This is a genomic window from Halomicrobium urmianum (assembly GCF_020217425.1).
Lineage (GTDB): Archaea > Halobacteriota > Halobacteria > Halobacteriales > Haloarculaceae > Halomicrobium > Halomicrobium urmianum.
In genome coordinates, this window is sequence record NZ_CP084090.1 from 2,981,381 (window position 1) to 3,003,258 (window position 21,878).

A 21,878-nucleotide genomic window follows, 5' to 3' on the forward strand; every position below is an offset into this window, starting at 1 on the left:
GCGCCGTAGCGCCGACCACGTACGCGCCGGTGCCATCGACGCGGCGCCCACGCGCGACGCCGCTACCGGATGGCGGCCGACCGCGTCACCGCGAGTGGCGGTACCCGCACTGCGGACAGGACACCTCCCCGCGGCCGACGAGCAGCAGGCTCCGGTGGCACCTGTTGCAGGGCCCGCCGACCGAGAGCCCGGTCGCTTCCCGGGTCACCGCGCGGAGGGCGTTTTCGACCTGCAGCGTCCGCTGCTCCGTCCGTTCCAGTCGTGACCGCAGCCGTTCGAGCTCCGACGCGCTCTCCCCGCCTCGCTCGCGGTTCGCTCCCGGTGGGGATCCGCGCGCCATCAGTTCGCCGCCTCCTCGGTCTCCGCCGCCTCCAAGTCGGTCGCTTCGGTCTCGCGTCCCAGTTGCGTCTTCAGCTCCTCGAGTTCCCGATCGACGCGCTGTTCGGTCGACTGCCGCTCCAGTTCCCGGTCGATCTCGTCGCCGTCGGAGAGGATGTCGTCGAGCGCGCCGGTCTCCTCGAGCTCCTCCAGCGCCGCCGCGCGGGCCTCCATCTGCTCGGTGCGCTCGCTGGCCCGCTCGATGGCGCGGCTGACGTCGCCCATCTCCCCGCCGACGCCCGTGAACGCCTCCGCGACGCGCGCCGACGCCCGCGCCGCCTCGTGGCGCGCCTTGAGCGTCTCCTTGCGCGTCCGGAACCCCTCGATCCGGCCCCGGACGTCCACCTGCCGCTGGACGAGTCGGTCCTGCGTGGCCTGGAGCCGCTGGATCTGCTCGTCGAGGTCGGCGATCTGGTCGGTGGCGGCGTGTTTCTTCTGGAGCGCTCGCCGGGCCAGGTCGTCGCGCTCCTGCCGGACCGCCTCGCGGACCTGCTCGTCGTGCTTCTCGGCGTTCGAGCGGAGGCGCTCGCGGTGCAGCTCCAGGCGCTTCTTCTGGGTCGTGAGGTCGGCGATGCCGCGGTTGACCTCCTGCAGCTCGTCCCGCATCTGCTCGTAGGAGTAGTCCAGTTCCGCCGACGGGTCCGCGGTGCGGTTCAGCAGGTCGTTCAGCCAGGCCCTGACGGCGAAGGAGATGCGGTCGAAGAGCGTCACGACTTCCCTCCGCGGTCGCGGCGATCTGTCGGCTGTCGGAGTCGGTTCGGAAGCACGCGATGGCACAGGGACGAGACGGGCTTAGTTATGCTCTCGTGTACGGAACAAACCCCGCCCTGTGTCCGCTGGGACTGTCAGTAACGGGAACCCAAGGGGGTCTCTGCTCGCCCCGTGTGACGTCCGTCCGGTGGTGCGGACGGTACGGCGTTACTGACAGCGGCCGGACGGTACGCCTGCGCTGACCCACAGCGGCCGCCGTAGCGCCGCTCGCTGGCCCACGTCAGGGACCACCGTCAGAGTGAAACAGCATCGCGTGGTAGCAAGTCGCATGAGCGCGGACCGGCGACGGGAGACGGAGGAGCGACCTATCCGCTGTCTGGTCGCGAAGGTGGGGCTGGACGGACACGACCGCGGCGCGCACGTCATCTCGCGGGCGTTCCGGGACGCGGGGTTCGAGGTCATCTACTCCGGGCTCCACCGGGCCCCCGAGGAGGTCGTGCAGGCGGCCGTCCAGGAGGACGTGGACGTGCTGGGCGTCTCCATCCTCTCGGGCGCCCACGAGACGCTTGTGCCCCAGATTCTCGACGGACTGCGGGAGTACGGCGCGCTGGCGGACACGCTCGTTCTCGTCGGCGGCATCGTCCCCGAGGGCGACCAGGCGGAGCTGCTGGGGCAGGGCGTCGACGAGATCTTCGGGCCCGGCGCGTCGATGACGGAAACGATCGAGTACGTCCGCGAGCACGCCCCCGAGCGGGAGCGATGAGCCTCGTCGACGACCTGCTGGCGGGCGACCAGCGAGCGCTGGCCCGCGTGATCACGCGCATCGAGGACCGGGCACCGGGCTACCGTGAGGACGTCGCAGCGTTGCACCGACACGCCGGCGGCGCGCACGTGATCGGCGTGACGGGCCCGCCAGGGGCCGGCAAGTCGACGCTCGTGGATCGCATCGCTGCGGCCTACCGGGAGCGGGGACGGACGGTCGGCGTCATCGCGGTCGACCCCGCGTCGCCGTTCACCGGCGGCGCAGTCCTGGGCGACCGGATCCGACTGGGCGCCAACGCGGGTGACCCGGGCGTGTTCGTCCGCTCGATGTCCGCCCGGGGCACGCTGGGTGGACTCTCGACGGCGACGACGGACGCCGTCACCGCGCTCGACGCCTTCGGGACGGACGTGGTCATCGTCGAGACGGTCGGCGCGGGGCAGAACGAGGTAGAGGTCGTCGGCGCGGCGGACACGGTCGCGGTGCTCGTCCCGCCCGGCAGCGGCGACGACGTGCAGATGCTCAAGGCCGGCGTCCTCGAGATCGCCGACCTGTTCGCCGTCAACAAGGCCGACCTCGACGGCGCCGACCGGACCGTGCGGCAACTGCGGGAGATGCTCCAGCAGCGCCGGAGCGAGGGCGAAGACGACGCTCCCGCGTGGGACCCGCCGATCCTCGAGACGGTCGCCGACCGCGGCGAGGGGGTCGAGGCGTTCGTCGACGCGGTCGCCGACCACCTCGACTGGCTGGAGTCGTCGGGCCGCCGCGAGGAGCAGGTCCGGGAGCGGTACGCGGCGGCGGTGCGGACCCTCCTGCGGGAGGACACGCGCGACCTGCTCGCCGAGGAACTGGCGGCCCGCGGCGGCCTCGAGGAGCAGGTCGACCGCGTCGTCGCCCGGGAGACCGACCCCTACTCCGTCGCGGAGGCGGTGCTGGCGCCGCTCCGGGAGTGCGTCCGGGAGCGCCGCGAGGGGAGCGGCGACGGCGAGTGACGACGACCGGGGGTGGCGGTCGCGCCCGGGAGCGGGCGTCGGACCCGCCACGGTGTCGCGGTCGGGGGCCTGCCGGCACCACGTATATATCCGCCACGGACCAGTGTGAACGTATGAAGCTCCGGAGCCTCCTGGCTGGTGCGGCCGGAACCGTCGGCGCGGCGGCGCTCGGTAACCGAGCGCTGTCCGCGCGCGCGGACGACCTCGAACCGTTCCTCCCCGGCGACCACCACATCTACCGGTGGCGCGGGTTCGAGGTGGCCTACGACGAGATCGGCGACCCGGACGACCCCGATCTGGTCCTCCTCCACGGGATCAACGCGGCCGCCTCGAACCACGAGTTCGACCGGATCTTCGAGGCGCTGGGCGAGGACTACCACGTCATCGCGCCGGACCTACCCGGGTTCGGGCGCTCCGATCGGCCCCCGCTGCTGTACTCGTCGTCGCTGCTCGCGACGTTCGTCGAGGAGTTCCTCGCCGACGAGAGCGAGCGACCGATCGTCGTCGGGTCCTCGCTGACGGGGGCCTACGCCGCGATGGCGGCCCGCGAGGTGCCGGTCGAGCGCCTCGTGCTGATCGCTCCGACGGACACCTCGATGGGCGGCCGGCGCACCTGGGTCCGATCGCTGGTGCGCTCGCCGGTCGTCGGCCAGGCACTGCACAACCTCGTCGTCAGCGAGGCGGGCCTGCGGCACTTCCACGGCGACCACGGTTACTACGACATGGACAACCTCGACGACGAAGTGCTCGCCCGCGAGTGGCAGACGGCCCACCAGCCCGGCGCCCGCTTCGCGCCGGCTTCCTTCCTCGCCGGCTTCCTCGACCCCGACGAGGACCTCGACGCCGTGCTGCGCGACGTCGACGCCCCCGTGACGCTGGTGTGGGGCCGGGAGGCCGATGTGTCGCCCCTCTCGGACGGCCAGGCGCTGGCCGAGGAAGTCGACGCGCGGCTGATCGTCTTCGACGAGACCCTCCTGTTACCGCACGTCGAGCATCCCGAGAAGTTCGCCGACGTCGTCCGCGAGGAGTACGCGACCGTCACGCACTGACTGGACTCTCGCGGGTCTCATCTTCCGGGAATCGGCGACGGGAACTTAACCGACTCGTTCGAACTGTCGGGTACCCGTCGACGTAGGGCGGAAGTGACAAACCCATGCAAGACTCATGCCCCTCGGAGCAACACCGTCACGGGACGCACGACTGTCGTAACCACCTCACTCGACGTACCGTCGTGGCCGGTTCGGCGGCCGTCATCGCGGGCTCTCTGGCCGGGTGCCAGGGAGGCGACGGCGGAGACGTCCCCGAACCGATCACGCTGACGACCGAGCACTCGTGTGACGTCTGCGGGATGGTCATTCCGAACCATCCGGGACCGTCGACCGAGATCTTCTACCGCGACCAGCAGCCGTCGGGGCACGACAACCCGGCCCGGTTCGACAGCACGTGGGAGGCGTTTCAGTACGACTTCCAGCGCGACTGGGAGCGGCAGGTCGTGTACGTGACAGACTACTCGTCGGTCGACTACTCGCTGACGCAGGCCGAGGGCGACCTGCTTATCTCCACGCACCCGGAGGCGGACGCCTTCGTCGACGCCGAATCGGTCACGTTCGTCGTCGGCTCCGAGGTCAAGGGCGCGATGGGCCGCGACCTCATCGCGTTCTCCGACGAGGCCGACGCGGAGTCGTTCGCCGACGAACACGGCGGGTCGCTGGCGACGCTCGACGAAGTGACCGAGGAGACCATCTCCAGCCTCCGGCAGTCCTGAGATGGACGTGCGCTACCCGCTGGCCGTCGTCGCACTCACCCTGCTCCTGTTCGGCACCGCCTTCGCCGTCCAGCCGGGGGGCGCCGAGCTCTCCCCAGTCCCGTTCGACGAGACGCTGTCGATGGGGATGACGGGGCTGGACGTCCGCGCCGCCGAGCACGCTGGCTACGCGCTGCCCCGTGCCCAGGCGTTCTACTCGCAGTACCAGTACGTCATCGGCTATTACGGACTGGAGGCGGCCGCGTCCCACCTCGATAGCGGACAGGCACAGCGGCAGTTCGGCCAACCGCTGGGGGTGTTCGTCACGGAGTTCAGCGGCGCCGGTCTCGAGTTGACGCCCGAGGGATACCTCGTCGTCACGAACGACCCGGGCGTCGGCTGGATCAGGGCCGAGCGGGCCAGCTACGTCGTCGACGGCGCGGCCCGGACCACGGCGGGACCGGCCGTCGTGCCCTTCGAGACGGACGGCGACGCGGAGTCGTTCGCCGACGAACACGGCGGCCGCGTCGTCGACTGGGAGACGGTTCGGGCGGAGTACGCCGACCGCGATAGGGCCGGGACCGAGCAGTTGCGTTCGATCAGGGAAAACCGGACGCGCTGGGCCGACGACCGCGTCGCGGACAGCCGGGACCTCCTCGACCGACCCCGGTCGGTCGTCGTCGGCGAAGACGCGCCGACGCTCGCGGACGCCGTCGACCGCGCACCGCCGAACACGACGGTGTATCTCCCGCCCGGGACCTACGAGTCGAACGTCACGGTCACGAAGCCGCTGACCGTCCGCGGCGCGGGCGACGCGACCGTCGTCGACGGCGGAGGCGACGACAGGGTGATCCGCGCCAACGCCTCGCGCGTCGCCGTCGCGGACCTGCGCATCCGGGGCGTCGGTCCCGTGGGCGTTAGTTCGCCGACCGGGAACGCGTCGGGGTGGGATTCGCGGGTCGAACTCGCCTACGGCCGCGGGGACGCCGCCGTCCTGTTCTCGGACGCCGAGCGGTCGCTGGTCGCCGACGTGGCGATCGAGACGCCGTCCAACGGCGTCCTCGTGCGGTACAGTCCCGGAACCGTCGTCCGGAACGTCACTGTCGACGGCGCCGACGACTGGCGCGACGGGTTCATGGGCGTGCTGACGATGTACTCGCCGACGGTCGTCCAGAACGCGACCGTCCGCGGCGGGCGGGACGGCGTGTACACCCACCGCTCGCACGGCACCGTTGTCCGGAACAGCGACATGCGCGGCCTGCGATACGGCGTCCACGAGATGTACACCTCGGGGACGCTCGTCGCGGACAACGCCGTCGCCGACGCCGAGATGGGCGTGGTGGTGATGACCCGGCCGCGCGGCAACGTGATCGCGGACAACGACGTGCGCGACAGCGGCATCGGGGTCTCGATGGCCGGCGACGCGTCCTACGTCGTCGGGAACGTCCTCGTCGACAACCGGGTCGGGATGTCCGCCGGGGCGACCCGGTCGCTGTACACGCGCAACACCGTCGTCGGCAACGACCGGGGCATCCGGGCGGACACCATCGTCCCGACGAACGTCGTGGTCGCCAACGACGTCGCGGGCAACGGCCAGCCGGCTCCCCCCGGCAGCGGTCCGGTCCACGTCTGGACCAGCGACGGCCGCGGGAACTACTGGGCCGACGCCCGCGGCCTGGACCGCGACGGCGACGGGACGCTCGATCGGATCCACCGCCCGTCGTCCCGCGTCGACCGCACGCTCGGCCGGTCGCCGGCCGGGACCGCGATGAGCCGCGCACCGGCGTTCGACCTGTTCAGGGGCGTTCAGTCCGCGACGCCGGGCCTCCGCCGGAGCGCCGTCGTCGACACGGCGCCGCTGGCGGACCCCGTCAGACCCGAGGTGCTCGCGGAGGTGAACGAGTCGTGACGGGCGACTCGGTCTCCGATCGACCGGGTGCGACCGGGTCGGGGACAGAGGCCGAGACCGCGACGAATGCGCCGGCGGAGTCCGGCGGCGACCCGCTACTGACCGTCGAGGACGTCTCCCAGTCGTTCGGGGACGTCGAGGTCCTCGACGGGCTCTCCTTCGACGTCGAGCGCGGGTCGGTCGTCTGCGTCGTTGGGTCCAACGGATCCGGCAAGACGACCGCTCTGCGGGTCGTGGCGGGTCTGCTCGCCCCGGACGGCGGCGAGGTCCGGATCGCGAGCGACTCGGAGCGACCGGTGGGCTACCTCCCGCAGACGCCCGCGTTCCACCCGCAGTTCACGGTCGCGGAGACGCTGACGTTCTACGGCCGGCTGGCCGGCACCGGGGTCGACGTCGACGCGAAACTCTCGACCGTCGGCCTCCAGAGCGTGCCGGACCGCCGGGCCGGTGCCCTGTCGGGCGGGATGACCCGGTTGCTCGGCATCGCGCAGGCGACCATCGGCGACCCCCCGCTGCTGGTGCTGGACGAGCCGTCTAGCGGCCTCGACCCGGCGATGGTCGAGCACATCTCGTCGGTGATCGGTCGCATCGCCGACGACGGGTCGGCCGTGCTGCTGGCGACGCACAACATCGGCGCCGTCTACCAGATGGCAGACCGGGTGCTCGTTCTCGACGACGGGCACGTGGTCGCGGCGGGCTCGCCGGACGACCTGATCGACGAGACGGGGACCGAGACGCTCGACGCGGCGCTGGCTGACCTCATCGAGCGCAGTGGCGCCGGCGGGGCCGTGAGCGTCGCATCCGGGGGTGACGAGGCGTGAGCGCGGACCGGGGCGATCAGGTCCTCGCGCTCGCTCAGCGCGAGTTCGACGCGTTGTTGCGGACGCCCGCGTACCTGCTGCTCGCCGCGCTGTTCGGGCTGTCGGTTCTGGCCGTCCCGCTGCTCGGGGGCGCCGGGGGCTACCTGCCGCTGGTGTTGAACCTGGCGACGCCGGTCGAGGTTCTGGTACCGGTGCTCGCCGTCGGCCTCGGTTACCGCGCCGTCGTCGCCGACGAGGCGCGCGGCGAACTGGAAGTACTCCGAACCTATCCCATCGACCGCGCGACCTACGTCGCGGGCACGTACCTCGGTCGGGCCGCCCTCCTGGCCGTCGCCGTCGCGGCGCCGCTGGTGCTGGGAGTGCTCGCGGTCCCGCTGACCGACCAGCCCGCGCCCTCCTTCCTCGCGTCGCACGCGACGGTCGACTCGCCGACGTACTACGCCCGGTTCGCCTTCCTCGCGGTGGTCTACGCCCTCGTCGTGCTCGCCGTCGTCATGCCGCTGTCGGCCGTCGCGCGCTCGCGCCGCCGCGCCGTCGCCCTGGCCGTCACGGCCGTCCTGCTCGTCGTGCTGGGAATCGACTTCGCCCTGCTCGCGGGCGTCGCCGAGGGCCTGATCGGACCGGCGAACCTCGGGCCGGCGCTGGCCGCGAGTCCCGCCAGCGCTTTCCGCGGTCTCGTGCTCTCGCTCGCGGCGGCGCCCGTCCAGAGCGGGAGCTTTCCGGCTCCGTCGCCGCTGCCGGGCGCCGTCAGCCTCCTCGCCTGGTTCGTCGGATCGCTCGCGCTCGCCAGCGTGATAGTCTGGTCGGAGTGATCGCGACGGCGGCGGTCGCCGACCGACGCTACCGCGGCCGGAACACGACGGCGCGGTCGCCCGTCGTCGCCCGCTCGCCGACCTCGACGCCGACGACCGTGCCGATCTCGACGTCCTCGGGGTCGGCCCCACGGACCATCCCCGTGATCGACGCCGGACCGAAGTGGGCCACGGCGATGACGTAGGGCGCGTCGTCCTCGAACTGCGGCGTCGGGACGTGGACCGTCGAGTGGGTGGCCACCTCGCCGGCCTCGGGCAGCGGTTCCTCGCTCAGTTCGCGGGAGCCGCAGTCCGGGCAGACCCGCCGCGGCGGGAGCCAGCCGTGGCCGTTCTCGCACTCGACGTAGTAGCCCTCGTCGTCCCCGATGGCGTCGAGCCAGTCGTCGTACGCGCCGTTGCGGACGCGCTCGCTCATGCTTTCACCTCGAAGACGTGAATCGTGGCGCTCGCCGCGGTGCCGCCGGCGTTGTGCGCGACGCCGACGTCCGCGGCCGGGACGGCGTCGGCTCGCGCGTGAGTCCCCTCCAGGACCTTCGTGATGGTCACGAGCTGTGCGACGCCGGTCGCGCCGACGGGGTGGCCCTTGGCCTTGAGGCCGCCCGAGAGGTTGATCGGGGTCTCGCCGTGGCGCGTCGTCTCGCCCTCGCGAGCCGCGGAGATGCCTTTGCCGGGCTCGTAGAGGCCGATCGACTCGATGGCCAGCACCTCGGCGATGGTGAAGCAGTCGTGGACCTCGGCGAAGTCGACGTCGTCGGCGTCGATGCCGGCGTCGGCGTAGGCCTCCGCGACGGCACCGGCGGCAGCGGGCGTCGCGGCGTAGTTCTGGCGGTCATGCAGCGCCAGGTTGTCGCCGTCCTGCCCCGTGCCCGTGACCGCGACGGGCGCGTCGAGGCCGTGGCGCTCGGCGTAGTCCTCGCTGGTCAGGACGGCCGCAGAGGCCCCGTCCGTGATGGGACAGGCGTCGTACAGCCCGAGCGGTTCGGCCACCATGGGCGCGTCGAGCACTTCGTCGACGCTGATCTCCTTCTGGAGCTGGGCGTTGTCGTTGACGAGCGCGTGCTCGTGGTTCTTGACGGCGACGTGGGCGAGGTCCTCGCGCGTGCCGCCGTGCTCGTCGAAGTACGAGCGCGCCATCAGCGCGTAGGCGGCGGGGAAGGTCATCCCGGCGCGGACCTCGTAGAGGTCGTCCGCCGCGATGGCGAGCGCGTCGGTCGCCGCCGCCGTCCCGACGTTGGTCATCCGTTCCATCCCGCCGACGAGGACGACCTCCTGCTCCCCGTTCCTGATCGCCCGCACCGCGTCGCGGATGGCCGCCCCGGAGGACGCGCAGGCGGCCTCGTAGCGCGTCGCCGGCACGGTCAGGCCGACGGCCTCGGCCATCAGCGGGCCCTGGTGGCCCTGGTGTTCCGCGATCTCGCCCATGAAGTTGCCGTAGTAGAGGGCGTCGACGTCGTCTGCGGGGACGCCGGAGCGGTCCAGCGCCGCCAGGCCCGCCTCCGCGAAGAGGTCGCGGCCGGTCCGTTCGGGATGTTTCCCGAACCTGGTGACGCTGGCCCCCGCAACGCGTGGGTCTGACATTACCTACCAGTGCGTGCTCCGTACTTAAATGCCTGCCGCCGATGGCGGCCTCGTCGGGGACGATACCCTGTGGAAACAGCCCGTTAACCGTATTTTCGCGACAATCGGAATCTGTGGGTCCGAGCCGTATAATCACACACGTGGGAACGAAACAGCGGGACGGTTCATTCGACGATCTCGGCGATCCGCTGGGCCTCCCCCGAGAGGGTCGGTTCGGGTTCGACTATCTTGAGCACCTCGTGGTCGGTGACGTCGGGGTAGGACTTGCCGGTCGCGTCCTCGATGAGGGCCTTCTCCAGGCGGAACTCCGTTCCCTCGTAGACCACGTCGACGCCTTGCTCGTCGAAAGAGAGGAGAGTCATGCTCCCGTCTAGACCGACGCCGAATAAAAGCCTGTAGATGCGCCCCGGCCCCGTTCCGTTCGAGAGCGGGCCGACGACGCGGCGCTCCGTCAGACGCCCGTCAGACACTCGTCATCGCCATCCTCAGGGTTTAATACGCCGGAAACGAGTCATTCGCACGTGTCGATAGGGACCGACCCGCTGGACCGGCTCGTCATCCCCGACGGGACCACCGTCGAGGAGCACGACCTGGTGACCGACGGGAACGTGGTCGTCGGGGGCCAGAGCACCGTCGACTTCGGCGTCCGCGGCCGGTCGGTCATCGCCGGGGAGCGCGTCTCCTTCGGCGGCCACATCGAGGCCGAGGGGGACTGCCGACTCGACATGTGGTGCGACGTCGAGGAGGACGTCCTCGTCGGCGAGGACGCTTACGTCGGCGAGCGCGTCCACGTCGGCGGCGAACTGCGGGTCGCGGGCGACCTGGACATCGGCGACGAGGTCGACATCGAGGAGGGCTTCGAGGCCAACGGCTGGATCGTCATCCGCAACCCGATGCCCACCGTCGTCTTCCTGTTCGTCTACCTCTCGCACCTGCTGCGCATCGGCGAGGAGGAGGCCGCCGAGGACGTGCTGACGGAGGTCGCCGGCGACGACGCCGAGGGCGACCCCGTCCTGATCCCGCGGGGCGCCCGCGTGGGCGACGACGTCTGGCGCGTCTCGACGCCCGCCGTGGTGGGCGACGACTGCCGCCTCCACGGCAACCTCCGCGCCGAGTCGCTGGAGGTCGGTCGGGACAACACCGTCTTCGGCAGCCTCCGGGCCCGCGAGGACGTCGTCGTCGGCCGCGGCTCGGAGATCAAGGGCGACGTCACCACCCGCGGCGGGACCGTCCGCATCGGCCCCGGCGCCAAGATCTGGGGCGATGTCTCCGCCGACGACGTCGCGCTCCACGAGAACGCCACCGTCGACGGGACCATCCGCGCCCGCGGTGAGGTCGAGATGCACACCGACGAGGTGCTCGACCGCCCCGACGAGACCGCCGAGGCGATGATCGAGATGGCCGAGGAACTGGAGGGCGACGACGCTACGGACGACTCCGACGCGTCCGACGAGGCCGACGAGGCCGACGGCGACGAGGGCGCGTCCGAGGCCGGCGCGGCCGAGCCGTCAGACTAATCGCTGGTCCGACAGGTACGGACCGCCGCGACTCACCGAACTGAAAGAACCGAAATCCCCTTGCCACAGACTCCGGTAGAGAATGGCATGCTCTCTATCGCGCTGGCGGGCAAGCCCAACGCCGGCAAGTCTACGTTCTACCGGGCGGCGACGGAGTCGGAGGTCGACGTCGGGAACTACCCGTTCACCACCATCGACCCGAACCGAGGCGTCAGCCACGTCCGGACCGACTGCCCCTGCCTGGACCGCGACGAGCGGTGCGGCAACGACAACTGCCGGGCCGGGAAGCGCTACGTGCCCGTCGAGCTACTTGACGTCGCCGGTCTCGTCCCGGGTGCCCACGAGGGCCGCGGCCTGGGTAACCAGTTCCTTGACGAACTGACCAACGCCGACGTCATCCTCAACGTGGTCGACGCCTCGGGCGCGACCAACGAGGAGGGCGAGCCCGTCGAGCGCGGGAGCCACGACCCCGTCGAGGACGTCGACTTCGTCGAGGAGGAGATGGACCTCTGGCTGGCTTCCATCGTCGAGCGCAACTGGGAGTCCGTCGAGCGCGCGTCGCGGTCGCCGGACTTCGACATCGACGAGGCGCTGACGGACATGCTGACCGGCGTCGGCGCGACCGAACTCGACGTGGCGCGGGCGCTGCGCGACCTCGAGTACCCGGAGGACCCCATCGCCTGGGAGGACGAGCACCGAGAGGCGCTGGCCAGCGACATCCGCCGCCGGACCAAGCCCATCGTCGTCGTCGCCAACAAGGCCGACGTGGCACCGCCGGAGAACCTCGAACGCCTGCAGGCGGCCGCCGACCTGGTCGTCCCGGCCACCGCCGACGGCGAACTCGGCCTCCGCCGGGCCGCCGAGGCGGGCGTCGTCGACTACGACCCCGGCGACGAGGACTTCGAGATCGTCGGCGACGTCAGCGACGACCAGCAGGCGGGGCTGGAACAGATCCGCGAGGTCATGGCCGAACACGGCGGCACCGGCATCCAGACAGCGCTGGACCGGGCCGTCTACGAACTGCTCGATCAGATCACCGTCTATCCCGTCCAGAACGAGTCGAAGTGGACGGACGGCCAGGGCAACGTCTTGCCGGACGCTCACCTGCTGCCCACCGGGTCGACGCCGCTGGACCTGGCCTACGACGTCCACTCCGACATCGGCGACGCCTACCTCCACGCCGTCGACGCTCGCGAGAACCGGCGAATCGCCGAGGACCACGAACTGGCGGAGGGCGACGTGATCAAGATCGTCAGCTCGAACTGACGGTTTCTCTCGCCGATCAGCTCAGCGGCCGCAGCCACACCGCCGCCAGCAGGACGGCCAGGAACACGTACGCGCCGCGGATCAACAGCATCGTCGCCAGTTCCGGGCCGGCGTCGCGGGCGATCAGCGCGACGGCGCCGAACGCGACGGCGGCCAGCGCCGCGGAGGGCGGGACGCCCGGAACGAGCGCCGCCAGTACGACCACGGTGACCATTCCCGTCGTCATGAGCCCGTAGGCCAGCCGACGGGCCCGCAGCGGGCCGAGGACGACGGCGACGGTGCGCTTGTCGATCGAGCGGTCGTAGTCGTAGTCGGTGGCGTCGTCGATGACCTTGATGCCCGACAGCGTGAGCAGGAACACGCCGGCGAGCCCGAGGATCGTCGGCCCGAACGCCGTCGCCTGCGCGTAGTAGCCGCCGAGCAGCGAGACGGCGATGCCGGTGGGGTAGCCGACCGTCGCCGTGACGGGGTTGGTGTCCAGTTGCGGCGCGTGGTGGTACGCGATCAGCCAGCACGGCAGCGTCACGAGGCCGGCGACGACGTTTACCAGCGCGACGAGCGCGAGCGTCGCGGCGAAGAAGCCGGTCGTCGCGCCGGCCAGCGCGAGCCGACAGCCCCCCTCTGTCAGCGGGTGGTCGTCGTCCTCGCCGCGGCCGTAGAAGTCGACGTAGCCGTCCTTGACGTGGGCCGTGTACAGCGCGCAGAAGACGGCGACGGCGTGGATCGCCGCGACTGCGGGCGCGAACGACTCGGCGTACAGCCCGCCGAACAGCGACGCCGACACCGCCGGGAGCATGAACACGGGATGGACCTGCGACGCCAGCGCCCGCAGGTCGGCTGCGGGGCCGGCGCCGTGGCGAGCGACACCCATGCCTTACCGTACGGGCCGACGTGTTAAAATAACAACAGCTAACGGGGCCGCCGGGACTCCCGGGAGCGCCAGTTGGAGCGGTCGAGGACGAACCCGGAGATGTACGAGGCCAGCGAGCGGGCCGCGGCCTCCGTCGGGGCGTGGAGTTCGCCGGAGACGGGCCCGGCCTCGCCGCCGACGGCCTCCGATTCGGAGATGGGATCGGTGTCGGTGGGGTACGAGCGCCGCGAGCGGACGCGGTCCCGGAGCGCCTGCACGGCGCCGTCGTCCAGTTCCCGCCCCAGGTGCTGGAGGTCGTACTTCACGATGAACCCGCGCTCGGCGTCCCGGACGGCGAGCACCGGCTGGCCGCGTTCGGCGCAGCGCTCCCAGATAGCCCGCTGCTCGTCGCGGGTCCCGTAGACGGGGACGTTCGAGGGCGCGAGGTGATCCATCGGGAACACGGTACGGGCGCCAGGCCTATCGACCTGTCGGACAGTTTTCGCAGCGCTCCCGGCGAACCAATCGAGGACGCGACGTCTGCGGCGGTCACTTCACTGTCACGCAGCTCAGCGCTGCGATGGCGACGAACTAGACGCCGCGCAGGACGAGCACGGCCTGCTGGACGTGGGGTCGCCGGAGTAGACGCCACTCATCGAGAAGAAGAAGTAGACGGCGACGGCGTCTCGAACCACTTGACCCCGAGGCGATTTACAGCGCTGCGCCCGTCACTGCACCGCCTGGTACGCCTCATCCATGATTTCCAGGGCCTCCTTCAGCGTCTCGACGTCGACGGGGTAGGAGATGCGCGCGTGACCCGCCCCGCCCTCGCCGAAGGCCTCGCCGGGGACGACGACGACGCCGCGGTCGATGGCCTCGTCGACGAACCCCTCGGGGACCTCGGGCATGGCGTAGAAGGCGCCCGAGGGCGTGGGACAGTCCAGTCCGACGTCCGCCAGGCCGTCGACGAGGACGTCCCGGCGCTCCTCGAAGGCGGCGACCATCTCGTCGACCGGGTCCTGCGGGCCGGAGAGGGCCGCCTCGGCGGCGTACTGCGCGGGCGCGGAGGCGCAGGCCTGGCCGTACTGGTGGACCCGAAGCATGCGCTCGATCCGGTCGCTCGCGCCGGTCACCCAGCCCAGCCGCCAGCCCGTCATCGAGTAGGCCTTCGAGCAAGCGTTGACGACGACCACGTTGCCGCCCTCGTCGAACTCGGCGGGCGAGCGGTGCTCGCCGTCGAAGACGATGTGCTCGTACACCTCGTCACTGAGACAGAGCACGTCGTGGTCGTTCGCGATGCGCGCGAACTCGCGCATGTCCTCGGCGGACTGGACCGCGCCCGTGGGGTTCGCGGGGCTGTTGACCACGAACGCCGCGGTGTCCTCGGTGATCGCTGCCTCGACGGCCGCGGGGTCCATCGTCAGGTCATCGCGCAGCTCGACCGGCTTCGGCGTCCCGCCGGCGAGGTGGGTCAGCGCGTCGTAGGAGACGAAGCCCGGGTCCGGGAAGATCACCTCTTCGCCCTCGTCGACGTGTGCCTCCAGCGCGATGTGCAGCGCCTCGCTCCCGCCGGCCGTCGCGATGACGTCCTCGGGGTCGACGTCGAGGTCGTTGTCCCGCGCGTGCTTCTCGGCGATGGCCTCCCGGAGCTCCCGCGTCCCCTTGTTCGAGGTGTAGGCGTCCGCCTTCCCGGCCTCGATGGCCTCGACCGCCGCCTGGCGGGCGTGCTCGGGCGTCGGGAAGTCGGGCTGGCCCAGCCCCAGGTTGATCGCGTCCTCGCCGGCCGCCTCGAACACCTCGCGGATGCCCGAGATGGACACCCGTTCCACGCGTCGTGAGAAGTCCGTCATACCCTACCGGGAGGCGCCGACGCCGATAACTCTTGATATCGCCCGCTGGGCCCGGGAGCGTCGGGGAGCGGGGCGCTACTCCGCTGCCTCGCGTAGCTCCTCGACGTGCTGTTCGAGGCGCCGCAGCGTCGCGTCTGCGTCCTCGTATCCCTGATCGTACTCCGAGTAGCAGGTGTCGGCCGCCGAGAGGAACTCCTCGACCGCGTCTTCCAGGTCGCTCATGGACGGCCGTTCGGCCGACGACACCGAAAGGCCACCGGTCCGGCGGTACCGCGCCGACGCTCCCGCCAGCCCTAAGCCCGCAGAACCCCGACGACCGGGCGATGGAGCCCACCTACCGGGACCGGGCGGTCGTCCTCGGAGAGGCGCTCGTGCTCGCTGACCTCCACGTCGGGAAGGGGACCTCGAACCTGGAGCTGCCCGTCGGTGGCGCGACGGACGTGGTCGAGCGCTTCGAGGCGCTGGTCGAGCGCTACGAGCCCAGAGCGGTGGTGTTCGGCGGCGACCTGCTGCACTCCTTCTCGACGGTCCCGCGGTCGGTCCGGCGCACGGTCGACGCGCTGGCGGCGGCCTGTCGCGAGGCCGGGGCTCGGCCCGTGGTGACGCCGGGGAACCACGACACGATGCTCGACGTGGCGTGGGACGGACCGACCGAGCGCGAGTACCGGGTGGGCGACGCGGTGGTGCTCCACGGTCACGAGCCGCCGGAGGCCGAGGCCGACCTCTACGTCGTCGGCCACGACCATCCGACCGTCGAGATAGAGGGCCAGCGGCGGGCCTGCTACCTGTACGCCGAGGACGCCTACGAGGGCGCCGACGTGCTGATGCTGCCCGCGTTCAACCGCCTGCTGGCCGGCGTCGACGTCGGGGGAATGTCGACTGCGGACTTCCAGTCGCCGCTGATCACCGACGCCGACCGGTTCCGGCCGATCGTCTACGACGAGGCGAGCGAGGAGCCCCTGGAATTTCCGCCGCTCGGGGAGATCCGGCGGATGCTGTGAGACGGACGGTCGTCGGCCAGTGCCGGTACGACCTCCCACCGACGACGGCGGAACCGGAGAACGGCTACGACAGTCCGTATGAAACGGCAGATTCTTGAGGTCGCCGGGTCCACCGTCGGGCATGGTCATGACGAATACGGCCCTGGCGCTGATCGGGATTGCCGTCGTCGCGTCGCTGCTGCTCCTCGCCGCGACGCTCTACTACGTCCCGGCGATCCTCGACGTCGAGGAGGACGAAGAGGGAAACTCGAGTAGGACCGGCGGCCACGGTGCCTGACGGTCCGGTACCGTCGTCCGTGCTGTCGGTCGAGTTCTCGCCGCACCGACGCCCAACAGCTACCGCGATCGCCGGTCACTCCAGCAGCGTCTCGGCGGCGATCCGTCCGCTTTCCAGCGCGCCCTGGATCGACGACCAGCGGGTGTAGTCGCCGGCCAGCACGACCGGACCCGCTGGCGCCGTCGGGGCCGGCAGCCTCGCCAGGAACCCCGGCGGCTGTTCGAACTGCGCGAACGGGATCCGGTCCGTGGCGACGTGTTCCAGGTCGGCGAAGCTCGCCTCGGGGTACCACCGTGACAGGGCCGAGCGCACCTCGTCGAACAGCGCCGTGTCGCTGTTCTCCTGCGTCCCGAGGAAGGTCGCGGCGTACAGCTCACGGCCCTCGGGCGCGTACTCGGGAGCGACCCGTGACATCGGTGCGACGTGGTTCGGCCGGTCGTCCGCTGCGTTCAGCACGAGCCGCCGGTCCGTCTCCGGCCGCCCCCCCGACGGCAGGCTCACGTACTGGGTGACGCAGCCACGCCCCTCGGTCGGTATCCCGTCGACGCCGGTCAGCTCCCGGGCGGTCGGGGGATCCGTCGCCACCACGACTCCGTCGGCAGCGACCGCCTCGCCGCCGACGGTGACGGTCGCGCCGTCGGCGTCCGCCTCGTCTCCTCCGTCCACCGCGTCGACCGTCCGGCCGGTCTCGATCCGCGCTCCCGCCGCCCGGGCGCGCTCGGCCAGTTGCGCCGGAATCGCGCCCATCCCGTCGGCGGGGACGGCGGTGCGCCCCTCTGCCATCATCTTGAACGCGTACTCGAACACCGCGCTGTCGGTGCCCAGCGACCGGTCGAGGGTGATGCCGCCGAAGAAGGGCTTCGCGAACGACTCGACGAAGGCCCGCGAGAACCCCTGCGCGACGAGGTAGTCGGCGGTGGTCGACCCGCCACGCCGGAGGATGTCCGCGGGTTCGTCCCCGGCGAGCGCTCGCTGGAGCCGGAACACGCGCAGCTTGTCCCCGAACTGCACCTCGCGGTTGAGCAGCGTCTCGATGGCCTCGCCCGGCGCGCCCAGCGGGTCCGCCAGGACCGATCGCTCGCCCGGCCGGGCGATGGTCGCACCCGGCGTGAACGAGCGCAGGTCCAGCGCGTCGAGGTCCAGCTCCCGCCGGACGGCGGGATACGCCGTGAAGAGCACCTGGAAGCCCCTGTCCAGCGTGTAGCCGTCGACGGTCCGGGAGGCGACACGTCCGCCGACCCGGTCCGCCCGCTCGAACACCCTCACGTCCGCGCCTGACTCCGCCAGGTGCGCGGCCGCCGTCAGCCCCGCCAGTCCGCCGCCGGCGACGACGTATTCCATACTGACGGCTTTGGACGGGTCCCGTAAAATGATCCGGGGGACGTCGGGTGTCAGACGGCCTGCTCGCTCCTGGTGCCTCCGTCCGATCAGAAACGAAATCGATCGAGGGTGAGCCGAGCTGTACCAGATACACACAAAAATTTTAATTTATGCAGACGTAATTAACTAGGCGCCGGCCGGGTTGGGGTGGTCCCGGCCGGCATCCCCCTACGTTTCACGGGACGAACGGGGTGGCGGCCGCACGGTCCGCTCCTGTGCGGTCGCGATTTCGATACTACTCAGGGAGGAATACACATGCGGGAACACGCGAACGACAACAGAGGGGAATCGGCACCGTTCGATTCGGGAGCGCTCGGCACGGATCGGCGCGATTTCGTGAAGCTAGTCGGGAGCCAGGCGCTCGCCGGCGCGGTCGGCACGGCGGCCCTGTCCGGGGCGGCCGGCGCGGCCGTCACGACGGCCGAGATATCGCCGAGCGACGGCTTCGCGGACGTGGCGCCGTGGCTCGAGGCGGAGGACGTCGACGTCCACAGAATCACCGAACCGACGCGCAGCGAGGTCGAGGCGGCCTTCCACGCGTCGGGCGCGCGCGTGGTCGTCTTCGAGACGAGCGGCACGATCGACCTCGGCGGCGACCGCCTCCAGATCACCGAGGACAAGTGCTGGGTGGCGGGTCAGACCGCGCCCTCGCCGGGGATCACGTTCATCAACGGGATGGTACAGGTCGCCGCGAACGACTGCGTCGTCCAGCACGTCCGCTCGCGGATCGGACCGGGTTCGGACGGCGACATCCAGGGCAACGACTCGATCAACACCGCCGACGAGACGACGAACAACGTCATCGACCACTGCACGGCCTCGTAGGGTACCGACGAGTGCATGTCCGTCGGCTACGACACCGACCGGACGACGTACTCGAACAACCTCATCTACGAGGGGCTGTATGACCCCTACGGCGACGGCTCGGACCACAACTACGCCACCCTCGTCGGCGACGGCGCCACGCGCGTCGCGCTGCTGGGTAACGTCTGGTCGAAGGTGCGCAACCGCGTACCGCGACTCAAGAGCGACACGACCAGCGTCGTCGCGAACAACTTCGCGTACTTCTTCGACGAGGCGTGTAGCACCGACGGCTCGGCCGAGACGGCCTGGGTCGGCAACAAGTTCACCGGGACCGCCGCGACGGGCGAGTCCATCGTCGAGGGGAGCGGGACGGTCTACGGCGAGGACAACGTCACGGCGGACCCGCAGATCGACTCGGACGTCGACTTCGTCAAGACCGGCACGGTCGGTAGCAAGCCGCTGTGGCCGCCCGGCTTCTCCGCGATGTCGTCCTCACGGGTCGAGCAGCACAACCTGGCGAACCCGGCGCGCGGCCGGCCGATCGGACCGCCAACGACGAGCGGATCGTCCGGGAGATCCGGAACCGCGCCGGCAACGACCGGCTCGACTCCGAGTACGGCTACTGGATCCCGCATCCCGACGCGGTCGGCGGGTACCCGGACCTGCCGGTGAACGCGCACACGCTGGACGTGCCCGACAGCGGGCTCCGCAAGTGGCTCTCGGAGTGGGCCGCCGAGGTCGAGGGCGACGATCCGTCGACCCCGACGCCGTCTGACCCCGACGAGACGGCGCCGTCGACGCCGCCAGGCCTGACGGTCACGGAGACGACGGCCTCGTCGATCACCTGGAGTGGGACGCCGCGAGCGATCGGGGCGGCTCCGGACTCGACCAGTACCACGTCACGTACGACATCGTCCACGACGGACCCGGCGGCGACGCCGGCATGACCAGTCGGGGCGTCCCGGCCGGGACCACGAGCGTGACGCTCGAACAGGTGGATCCGGACACCGAGTACGCGATCGCCGTCAGCGCCGTCGACAGCGCCGGCAACGAGTCTGGCGCCGCGACGGTCACCGCATCGACCGAGAGTGCCACCGGCGACCGCACCGGCGGTCGCGGCCCGATCGCCGTCCGCGGCGGCGGCGCGGACATCTGGAACGAGGCGGACGCGTTCCACTACTACTACGGCCGGGCCGGCGGCGACTTCGACGTCGCCGTCAGGGTCGCCGCCGTCGAGGAGACCGACTCCTACGCCAAGGCCGGTCTGATGGTCCGCGACTCGCGCGACGCCGGCGCGGCCAACGTCATGATCCGCCGACGGCCGAGTTCGACGGGCGTCCAGTGGCGGGCCAGCGCCGGCGGGACCACCGATAGCACTACCTCCAGCGAGGGCCAGTCGGAGAGCGAAGTCCCCGGCGGGACGACCGACCACGCCTGGCAGCGACTGGTCCGGTCCGGTGACGTGATCCGGGCCTACTCCTCGCCCGACGGCGTCGAGTGGACGCTGCTCGCCGACCTGTCCCTGTCGCTGTCGGACGACGTCTACGTCGGACTCGCAGTCACCAGCCACGCCGAGGGGACGCTGTGTACAGCCGAGTTCGACGGCTTCAGCGGCCTGCGGCTGACGAGCAACCGCGACGTCGGTGACGTCGACGCCGCGGGCGACGTCGAGGACGACGGCGGACCCGACCACTCCCCGTTGCCGGAGGTCGACGGCGTCGAGGTGAACGACCCCGACGGCGACGGCGACTACGAAGACCTCAACGGCAACGGCGAGACCGACTTCCAGGACGTCGTCGAGTACTTCGACCACATGGACGACCCGGCAGTGACTGACAACGTCGACGCCTTCGACTACAACGGCAACGACGAGATCGACTTCGCCGACCTCGTGGAGCTGTTCAGGGAGGTGTAGCCGGGCGGAGGCGCCGCGGCGGACCGCACGGGACCGCCTTTCCGGCACCCGCCGCGGTCGGCGCCCCCCGGAGCGACACATCGCACCACACAAGGCAATGCCCGTTCGAGTCGGGCCCATGGACACGACGACGGCGTTTCGCGGGCTGGAGTGCGTCGACTGCGGGGCGACGGCGCCCGACGGGAGCTACCGCTGTCCCGACTGCGGCGGGCTGCTCCGCGGGACCTACGACGCGGACGCGGTCCCGGATGCCGGCGACCTGAACGGGCGCGACCCGGGCCCCTACCGGGTCGCCGAACTGCTCCCTTTCTCGCGAGACGACGCAGTCACGATGGACGAGGGCGCCACGCCGGCGACGGCGTGCCCGTCGCTGGCGGACGAGTTCGGCGTCGACCGACTGCTCGTCAAGGACGAGGGCCGCAACCCGACGGGCGCTGCGACCGACCGGGGCCTGTCGCTGGCGGTCACCGCCGCCCGGGACGGCGACGCGGCGGCCGTCGCGCTGCCGACGACGGGCAACGGCGGCCAGTCGGCCGCCGCCTACGCCGGGCGGGCCGGGCTGGACTCCCACTCGGTCGTCCCCTCGCGGTGTCCCTTCGTCAACAAGGCCATGATCAACGTCCACGGCGGCGACATGAACGTCGTCGAGGGGCGCTATCCCGACGCGGTCGAGGCCTACGAGGACGGCCGCGAGGACGACTGGGCACCGGTCGGCCCGGCCTCGCCGTACCGCCGCGAGGGGCTGAAGGGAATCTACTTCGAGGTCGCTGCGGCGCTCTCGTGGTCCGCTCCGGACGCGCTCGTCGTCCCGACCGGTCACGGAACCACACTCGCGGCGACCGACGCCGCGGCTACCCAGCTCGCCGACGCGGGCGTCGTGGCCGAGACGCCCCGGCTCTACGCGGCCCAGCCGACGGGCTGTGCACCCGTCGTCGACGCCGTGGCGGACGGCGAAGTCGTCCCGGCGGAGCAGCCGGACTCCATCGTGGGGTCGCTGGAGGTGCCCGATCCCGTCCTCGGCGACCGGGCCGCCGCCGCGGTCCGCGAGAGCGGCGGCGAGGGAGTCGCAGTGGACGACGACGACGCGCTCGCCGCCGCAGTGGACGCGGCCGGCGACACCGGACTGGAGGTCGGCGCGACGGGCGGCGTCGGCGTCGCCGCGGCGCGCGAACTGGCGGACCTGGGCGCGTTCGACGCCGACGACGCCGTGGCCGTCGTCAACCCCGTCGCCGGCGGCAAGGAGGACGACCTGCTGCGGAGCCACCTGATGACTCGGGGCGTCTGAGCCGGGTACCGCTGCCGTGCGGCACAGC

At 71.2% G+C, this 21,878-nt stretch carries 26 protein-coding genes; 16 read left to right on the forward strand and 10 right to left on the reverse strand.

Annotated elements, in window-relative coordinates; all coding sequences use genetic code 11:
• Nucleotides 1–85: 85 nt before the first annotated feature.
• Both LCY71_RS14965 and LCY71_RS14970 read right to left on the reverse strand, forming a co-directional pair.
• Nucleotides 86–340 (reverse strand): hypothetical protein, encoded by a 255-nt coding sequence (locus tag LCY71_RS14965; protein WP_225333946.1) that lies wholly within the window; start codon nt 338–340, stop codon nt 86–88.
• Nucleotides 340–1,089: a PspA/IM30 family protein gene (locus LCY71_RS14970; RefSeq protein WP_225333947.1), complete on the reverse strand. Its 750-nt coding sequence runs from the start codon at nt 1,087–1,089 to the stop codon at nt 340–342. The genes LCY71_RS14965 and LCY71_RS14970 overlap by 1 nt, the downstream gene beginning before the upstream one ends.
• Before the next feature lie 328 nt (nt 1,090–1,417).
• Here LCY71_RS14970 and LCY71_RS14975 point away from each other — a divergent pair, with 328 nt between their 5' ends.
• The 7 genes from LCY71_RS14975 (at nt 1,418) to LCY71_RS15005 (ending at nt 8,127) form a co-directional block, all read left to right on the forward strand.
• Complete coding sequence (locus LCY71_RS14975; protein ID WP_225333948.1) at nt 1,418–1,852, forward strand: cobalamin B12-binding domain-containing protein; 435 nt, start codon at nt 1,418–1,420, stop codon at nt 1,850–1,852.
• Nucleotides 1,849–2,841, forward strand: coding sequence for a methylmalonyl Co-A mutase-associated GTPase MeaB (gene meaB / locus LCY71_RS14980; protein ID WP_225333949.1), 993 nt, complete (start codon nt 1,849–1,851; stop codon nt 2,839–2,841). Before LCY71_RS14975 ends, meaB begins: the two co-directional genes overlap by 4 nt.
• 113 nt (nt 2,842–2,954) lie before the next feature.
• A complete protein-coding gene (locus LCY71_RS14985; RefSeq protein WP_225333950.1) occupies nt 2,955–3,890 on the forward strand; it encodes an alpha/beta fold hydrolase in 936 nt (311 codons plus the stop codon).
• A gap of 104 nt (nt 3,891–3,994) precedes the next feature.
• A complete protein-coding gene (locus LCY71_RS14990; RefSeq protein WP_225333951.1) occupies nt 3,995–4,606 on the forward strand; it encodes a nitrous oxide reductase accessory protein NosL in 612 nt (203 codons plus the stop codon).
• 1 nt (nt 4,607) lies between these two features.
• Entirely contained in the window at nt 4,608–6,494 is a 1,887-nt protein-coding gene (locus LCY71_RS14995) for a NosD domain-containing protein (RefSeq protein WP_225333952.1), read from the forward strand.
• On the forward strand, nt 6,491–7,315 hold the full coding sequence (locus LCY71_RS15000; RefSeq protein ID WP_225333953.1) for an ABC transporter ATP-binding protein: 825 nt from the start codon (nt 6,491–6,493) through the stop codon (nt 7,313–7,315). The genes LCY71_RS14995 and LCY71_RS15000 overlap by 4 nt, the downstream gene beginning before the upstream one ends.
• Nucleotides 7,312–8,127: an ABC transporter permease gene (locus LCY71_RS15005; RefSeq protein ID WP_225333954.1), complete on the forward strand. Its 816-nt coding sequence runs from the start codon at nt 7,312–7,314 to the stop codon at nt 8,125–8,127. The genes LCY71_RS15000 and LCY71_RS15005 overlap by 4 nt, the downstream gene beginning before the upstream one ends.
• A 28-nt stretch (nt 8,128–8,155) precedes the next feature.
• On the opposite strand, the gene LCY71_RS15010 is transcribed toward LCY71_RS15005, so the two are convergent.
• From LCY71_RS15010 to LCY71_RS15020, 3 genes are all read right to left on the reverse strand, one after another.
• Nucleotides 8,156–8,542, reverse strand: coding sequence for a Zn-ribbon domain-containing OB-fold protein (locus tag LCY71_RS15010; protein ID WP_225333955.1), 387 nt, complete (start codon nt 8,540–8,542; stop codon nt 8,156–8,158).
• Nucleotides 8,539–9,705 carry a thiolase C-terminal domain-containing protein gene (locus LCY71_RS15015; protein ID WP_225333956.1) on the reverse strand — a complete coding sequence of 389 codons (1,167 nt, stop codon included), beginning with the start codon at nt 9,703–9,705 and terminating at the stop codon, nt 8,539–8,541. The genes LCY71_RS15010 and LCY71_RS15015 overlap by 4 nt, the downstream gene beginning before the upstream one ends.
• Nucleotides 9,706–9,869: 164 nt before the next feature.
• Nucleotides 9,870–10,067 carry a DUF5800 family protein gene (locus LCY71_RS15020; RefSeq protein WP_225333957.1) on the reverse strand — a complete coding sequence of 66 codons (198 nt, stop codon included), beginning with the start codon at nt 10,065–10,067 and terminating at the stop codon, nt 9,870–9,872.
• Between the two features lie 159 nt (nt 10,068–10,226).
• Between LCY71_RS15020 and LCY71_RS15025 the strand changes: the two genes are divergently transcribed.
• A complete protein-coding gene (locus tag LCY71_RS15025) occupies nt 10,227–11,222 on the forward strand; it encodes a polymer-forming cytoskeletal protein (protein WP_225333958.1) in 996 nt (331 codons plus the stop codon).
• Nucleotides 11,223–11,309: 87 nt separating this feature from the next.
• On the forward strand, nt 11,310–12,488 hold the full coding sequence (locus LCY71_RS15030) for a redox-regulated ATPase YchF (protein ID WP_225333959.1): 1,179 nt from the start codon (nt 11,310–11,312) through the stop codon (nt 12,486–12,488).
• Between the two features lie 16 nt (nt 12,489–12,504).
• Here the strand turns inward: LCY71_RS15030 and LCY71_RS15035 are convergent, their stop codons facing one another.
• The 4 genes from LCY71_RS15035 to LCY71_RS15050 all read right to left on the reverse strand — a co-directional run bounded on the left by LCY71_RS15035 (nt 12,505) and on the right by LCY71_RS15050 (nt 15,410).
• The gene (locus LCY71_RS15035; RefSeq protein WP_225333960.1) at nt 12,505–13,359 is read right to left on the reverse strand and encodes a UbiA family prenyltransferase; all 855 of its coding nucleotides are present in this window, start codon (nt 13,357–13,359) and stop codon (nt 12,505–12,507) included.
• A 38-nt stretch (nt 13,360–13,397) separates the two neighbouring features.
• On the reverse strand, nt 13,398–13,793 hold the full coding sequence (locus tag LCY71_RS15040; protein WP_225333961.1) for a hypothetical protein: 396 nt from the start codon (nt 13,791–13,793) through the stop codon (nt 13,398–13,400).
• A 273-nt stretch (nt 13,794–14,066) separates the two neighbouring features.
• Nucleotides 14,067–15,188 carry a pyridoxal phosphate-dependent aminotransferase gene (locus LCY71_RS15045; RefSeq protein ID WP_225333962.1) on the reverse strand — a complete coding sequence of 374 codons (1,122 nt, stop codon included), beginning with the start codon at nt 15,186–15,188 and terminating at the stop codon, nt 14,067–14,069.
• Nucleotides 15,189–15,263: 75 nt separating this feature from the next.
• Nucleotides 15,264–15,410, reverse strand: coding sequence for a hypothetical protein (locus LCY71_RS15050; RefSeq protein WP_225333963.1), 147 nt, complete (start codon nt 15,408–15,410; stop codon nt 15,264–15,266).
• Nucleotides 15,411–15,511: 101 nt separating this feature from the next.
• Between LCY71_RS15050 and LCY71_RS15055 the strand changes: the two genes are divergently transcribed.
• Nucleotides 15,512–16,189, forward strand: a complete 678-nt coding sequence (locus tag LCY71_RS15055) for a metallophosphoesterase (RefSeq protein WP_225333964.1) — start codon at nt 15,512–15,514, stop codon at nt 16,187–16,189.
• A gap of 121 nt (nt 16,190–16,310) precedes the next feature.
• Entirely contained in the window at nt 16,311–16,466 is a 156-nt protein-coding gene (locus LCY71_RS15060) for a hypothetical protein (protein WP_225333965.1), read from the forward strand.
• Between the two features lie 75 nt (nt 16,467–16,541).
• On the opposite strand, the gene LCY71_RS15065 is transcribed toward LCY71_RS15060, so the two are convergent.
• A complete protein-coding gene (locus LCY71_RS15065; protein ID WP_225333966.1) occupies nt 16,542–17,807 on the reverse strand; it encodes an NAD(P)/FAD-dependent oxidoreductase in 1,266 nt (421 codons plus the stop codon).
• Nucleotides 17,808–18,101: 294 nt separating this feature from the next.
• Here LCY71_RS15065 and LCY71_RS15070 point away from each other — a divergent pair, with 294 nt between their 5' ends.
• The 5 genes from LCY71_RS15070 (at nt 18,102) to LCY71_RS15090 (ending at nt 21,850) form a co-directional block, all read left to right on the forward strand.
• On the forward strand, nt 18,102–18,671 hold the full coding sequence (locus tag LCY71_RS15070; protein WP_225333967.1) for a hypothetical protein: 570 nt from the start codon (nt 18,102–18,104) through the stop codon (nt 18,669–18,671).
• A 15-nt stretch (nt 18,672–18,686) separates the two neighbouring features.
• Nucleotides 18,687–19,322, forward strand: a complete 636-nt coding sequence (locus LCY71_RS15075) for a hypothetical protein (RefSeq protein WP_225333968.1) — start codon at nt 18,687–18,689, stop codon at nt 19,320–19,322.
• Entirely contained in the window at nt 19,319–19,597 is a 279-nt protein-coding gene (locus LCY71_RS15080; RefSeq protein ID WP_225333969.1) for a hypothetical protein, read from the forward strand. The genes LCY71_RS15075 and LCY71_RS15080 overlap by 4 nt, the downstream gene beginning before the upstream one ends.
• A complete protein-coding gene (locus tag LCY71_RS15085; protein ID WP_225335926.1) occupies nt 19,495–20,565 on the forward strand; it encodes a DUF1349 domain-containing protein in 1,071 nt (356 codons plus the stop codon). The genes LCY71_RS15080 and LCY71_RS15085 overlap by 103 nt, the downstream gene beginning before the upstream one ends.
• A gap of 118 nt (nt 20,566–20,683) precedes the next feature.
• Complete coding sequence (locus LCY71_RS15090; RefSeq protein WP_225333970.1) at nt 20,684–21,850, forward strand: threonine synthase; 1,167 nt, start codon at nt 20,684–20,686, stop codon at nt 21,848–21,850.
• The last annotated feature ends 28 nt before the right edge of the window (nt 21,851–21,878 follow it).

What these genes read in the sequence shown, in the direction of transcription:
- LCY71_RS15020 (WP_225333957.1), bottom strand. Translation starts at nt 10,067, where the DNA reads ATGACTCTCCTCTCTTTCGACGAGCAAGGCGTCGACGTGGTCTACGAG.
- LCY71_RS15015 (WP_225333956.1), bottom strand. Translation starts at nt 9,705, where the DNA reads ATGTCAGACCCACGCGTTGCGGGGGCCAGCGTCACCAGGTTCGGGAAA.
- LCY71_RS15045 (WP_225333962.1), bottom strand. Translation starts at nt 15,188, where the DNA reads ATGACGGACTTCTCACGACGCGTGGAACGGGTGTCCATCTCGGGCATC.
- LCY71_RS15065 (WP_225333966.1), bottom strand. Translation starts at nt 17,807, where the DNA reads ATGGAATACGTCGTCGCCGGCGGCGGACTGGCGGGGCTGACGGCGGCC.
- LCY71_RS14990 (WP_225333951.1), top strand. Translation starts at nt 3,995, where the DNA reads ATGCAAGACTCATGCCCCTCGGAGCAACACCGTCACGGGACGCACGAC.
- LCY71_RS15055 (WP_225333964.1), top strand. Translation starts at nt 15,512, where the DNA reads ATGGAGCCCACCTACCGGGACCGGGCGGTCGTCCTCGGAGAGGCGCTC.
- LCY71_RS15070 (WP_225333967.1), top strand. Translation starts at nt 18,102, where the DNA reads ATGCGGGAACACGCGAACGACAACAGAGGGGAATCGGCACCGTTCGAT.
- LCY71_RS15010 (WP_225333955.1), bottom strand. Translation starts at nt 8,542, where the DNA reads ATGAGCGAGCGCGTCCGCAACGGCGCGTACGACGACTGGCTCGACGCC.
- meaB (WP_225333949.1), top strand. Translation starts at nt 1,849, where the DNA reads ATGAGCCTCGTCGACGACCTGCTGGCGGGCGACCAGCGAGCGCTGGCC.
- LCY71_RS15090 (WP_225333970.1), top strand. Translation starts at nt 20,684, where the DNA reads ATGGACACGACGACGGCGTTTCGCGGGCTGGAGTGCGTCGACTGCGGG.
- LCY71_RS15050 (WP_225333963.1), bottom strand. Translation starts at nt 15,410, where the DNA reads ATGAGCGACCTGGAAGACGCGGTCGAGGAGTTCCTCTCGGCGGCCGAC.
- LCY71_RS15040 (WP_225333961.1), bottom strand. Translation starts at nt 13,793, where the DNA reads ATGGATCACCTCGCGCCCTCGAACGTCCCCGTCTACGGGACCCGCGAC.
- LCY71_RS14965 (WP_225333946.1), bottom strand. Translation starts at nt 340, where the DNA reads ATGGCGCGCGGATCCCCACCGGGAGCGAACCGCGAGCGAGGCGGGGAG.
- LCY71_RS15060 (WP_225333965.1), top strand. Translation starts at nt 16,311, where the DNA reads ATGGTCATGACGAATACGGCCCTGGCGCTGATCGGGATTGCCGTCGTC.
- LCY71_RS14995 (WP_225333952.1), top strand. Translation starts at nt 4,608, where the DNA reads ATGGACGTGCGCTACCCGCTGGCCGTCGTCGCACTCACCCTGCTCCTG.
- LCY71_RS14975 (WP_225333948.1), top strand. Translation starts at nt 1,418, where the DNA reads ATGAGCGCGGACCGGCGACGGGAGACGGAGGAGCGACCTATCCGCTGT.
- LCY71_RS15075 (WP_225333968.1), top strand. Translation starts at nt 18,687, where the DNA reads ATGTCCGTCGGCTACGACACCGACCGGACGACGTACTCGAACAACCTC.
- LCY71_RS14985 (WP_225333950.1), top strand. Translation starts at nt 2,955, where the DNA reads ATGAAGCTCCGGAGCCTCCTGGCTGGTGCGGCCGGAACCGTCGGCGCG.
- LCY71_RS15035 (WP_225333960.1), bottom strand. Translation starts at nt 13,359, where the DNA reads ATGGGTGTCGCTCGCCACGGCGCCGGCCCCGCAGCCGACCTGCGGGCG.
- LCY71_RS15030 (WP_225333959.1), top strand. Translation starts at nt 11,310, where the DNA reads ATGCTCTCTATCGCGCTGGCGGGCAAGCCCAACGCCGGCAAGTCTACG.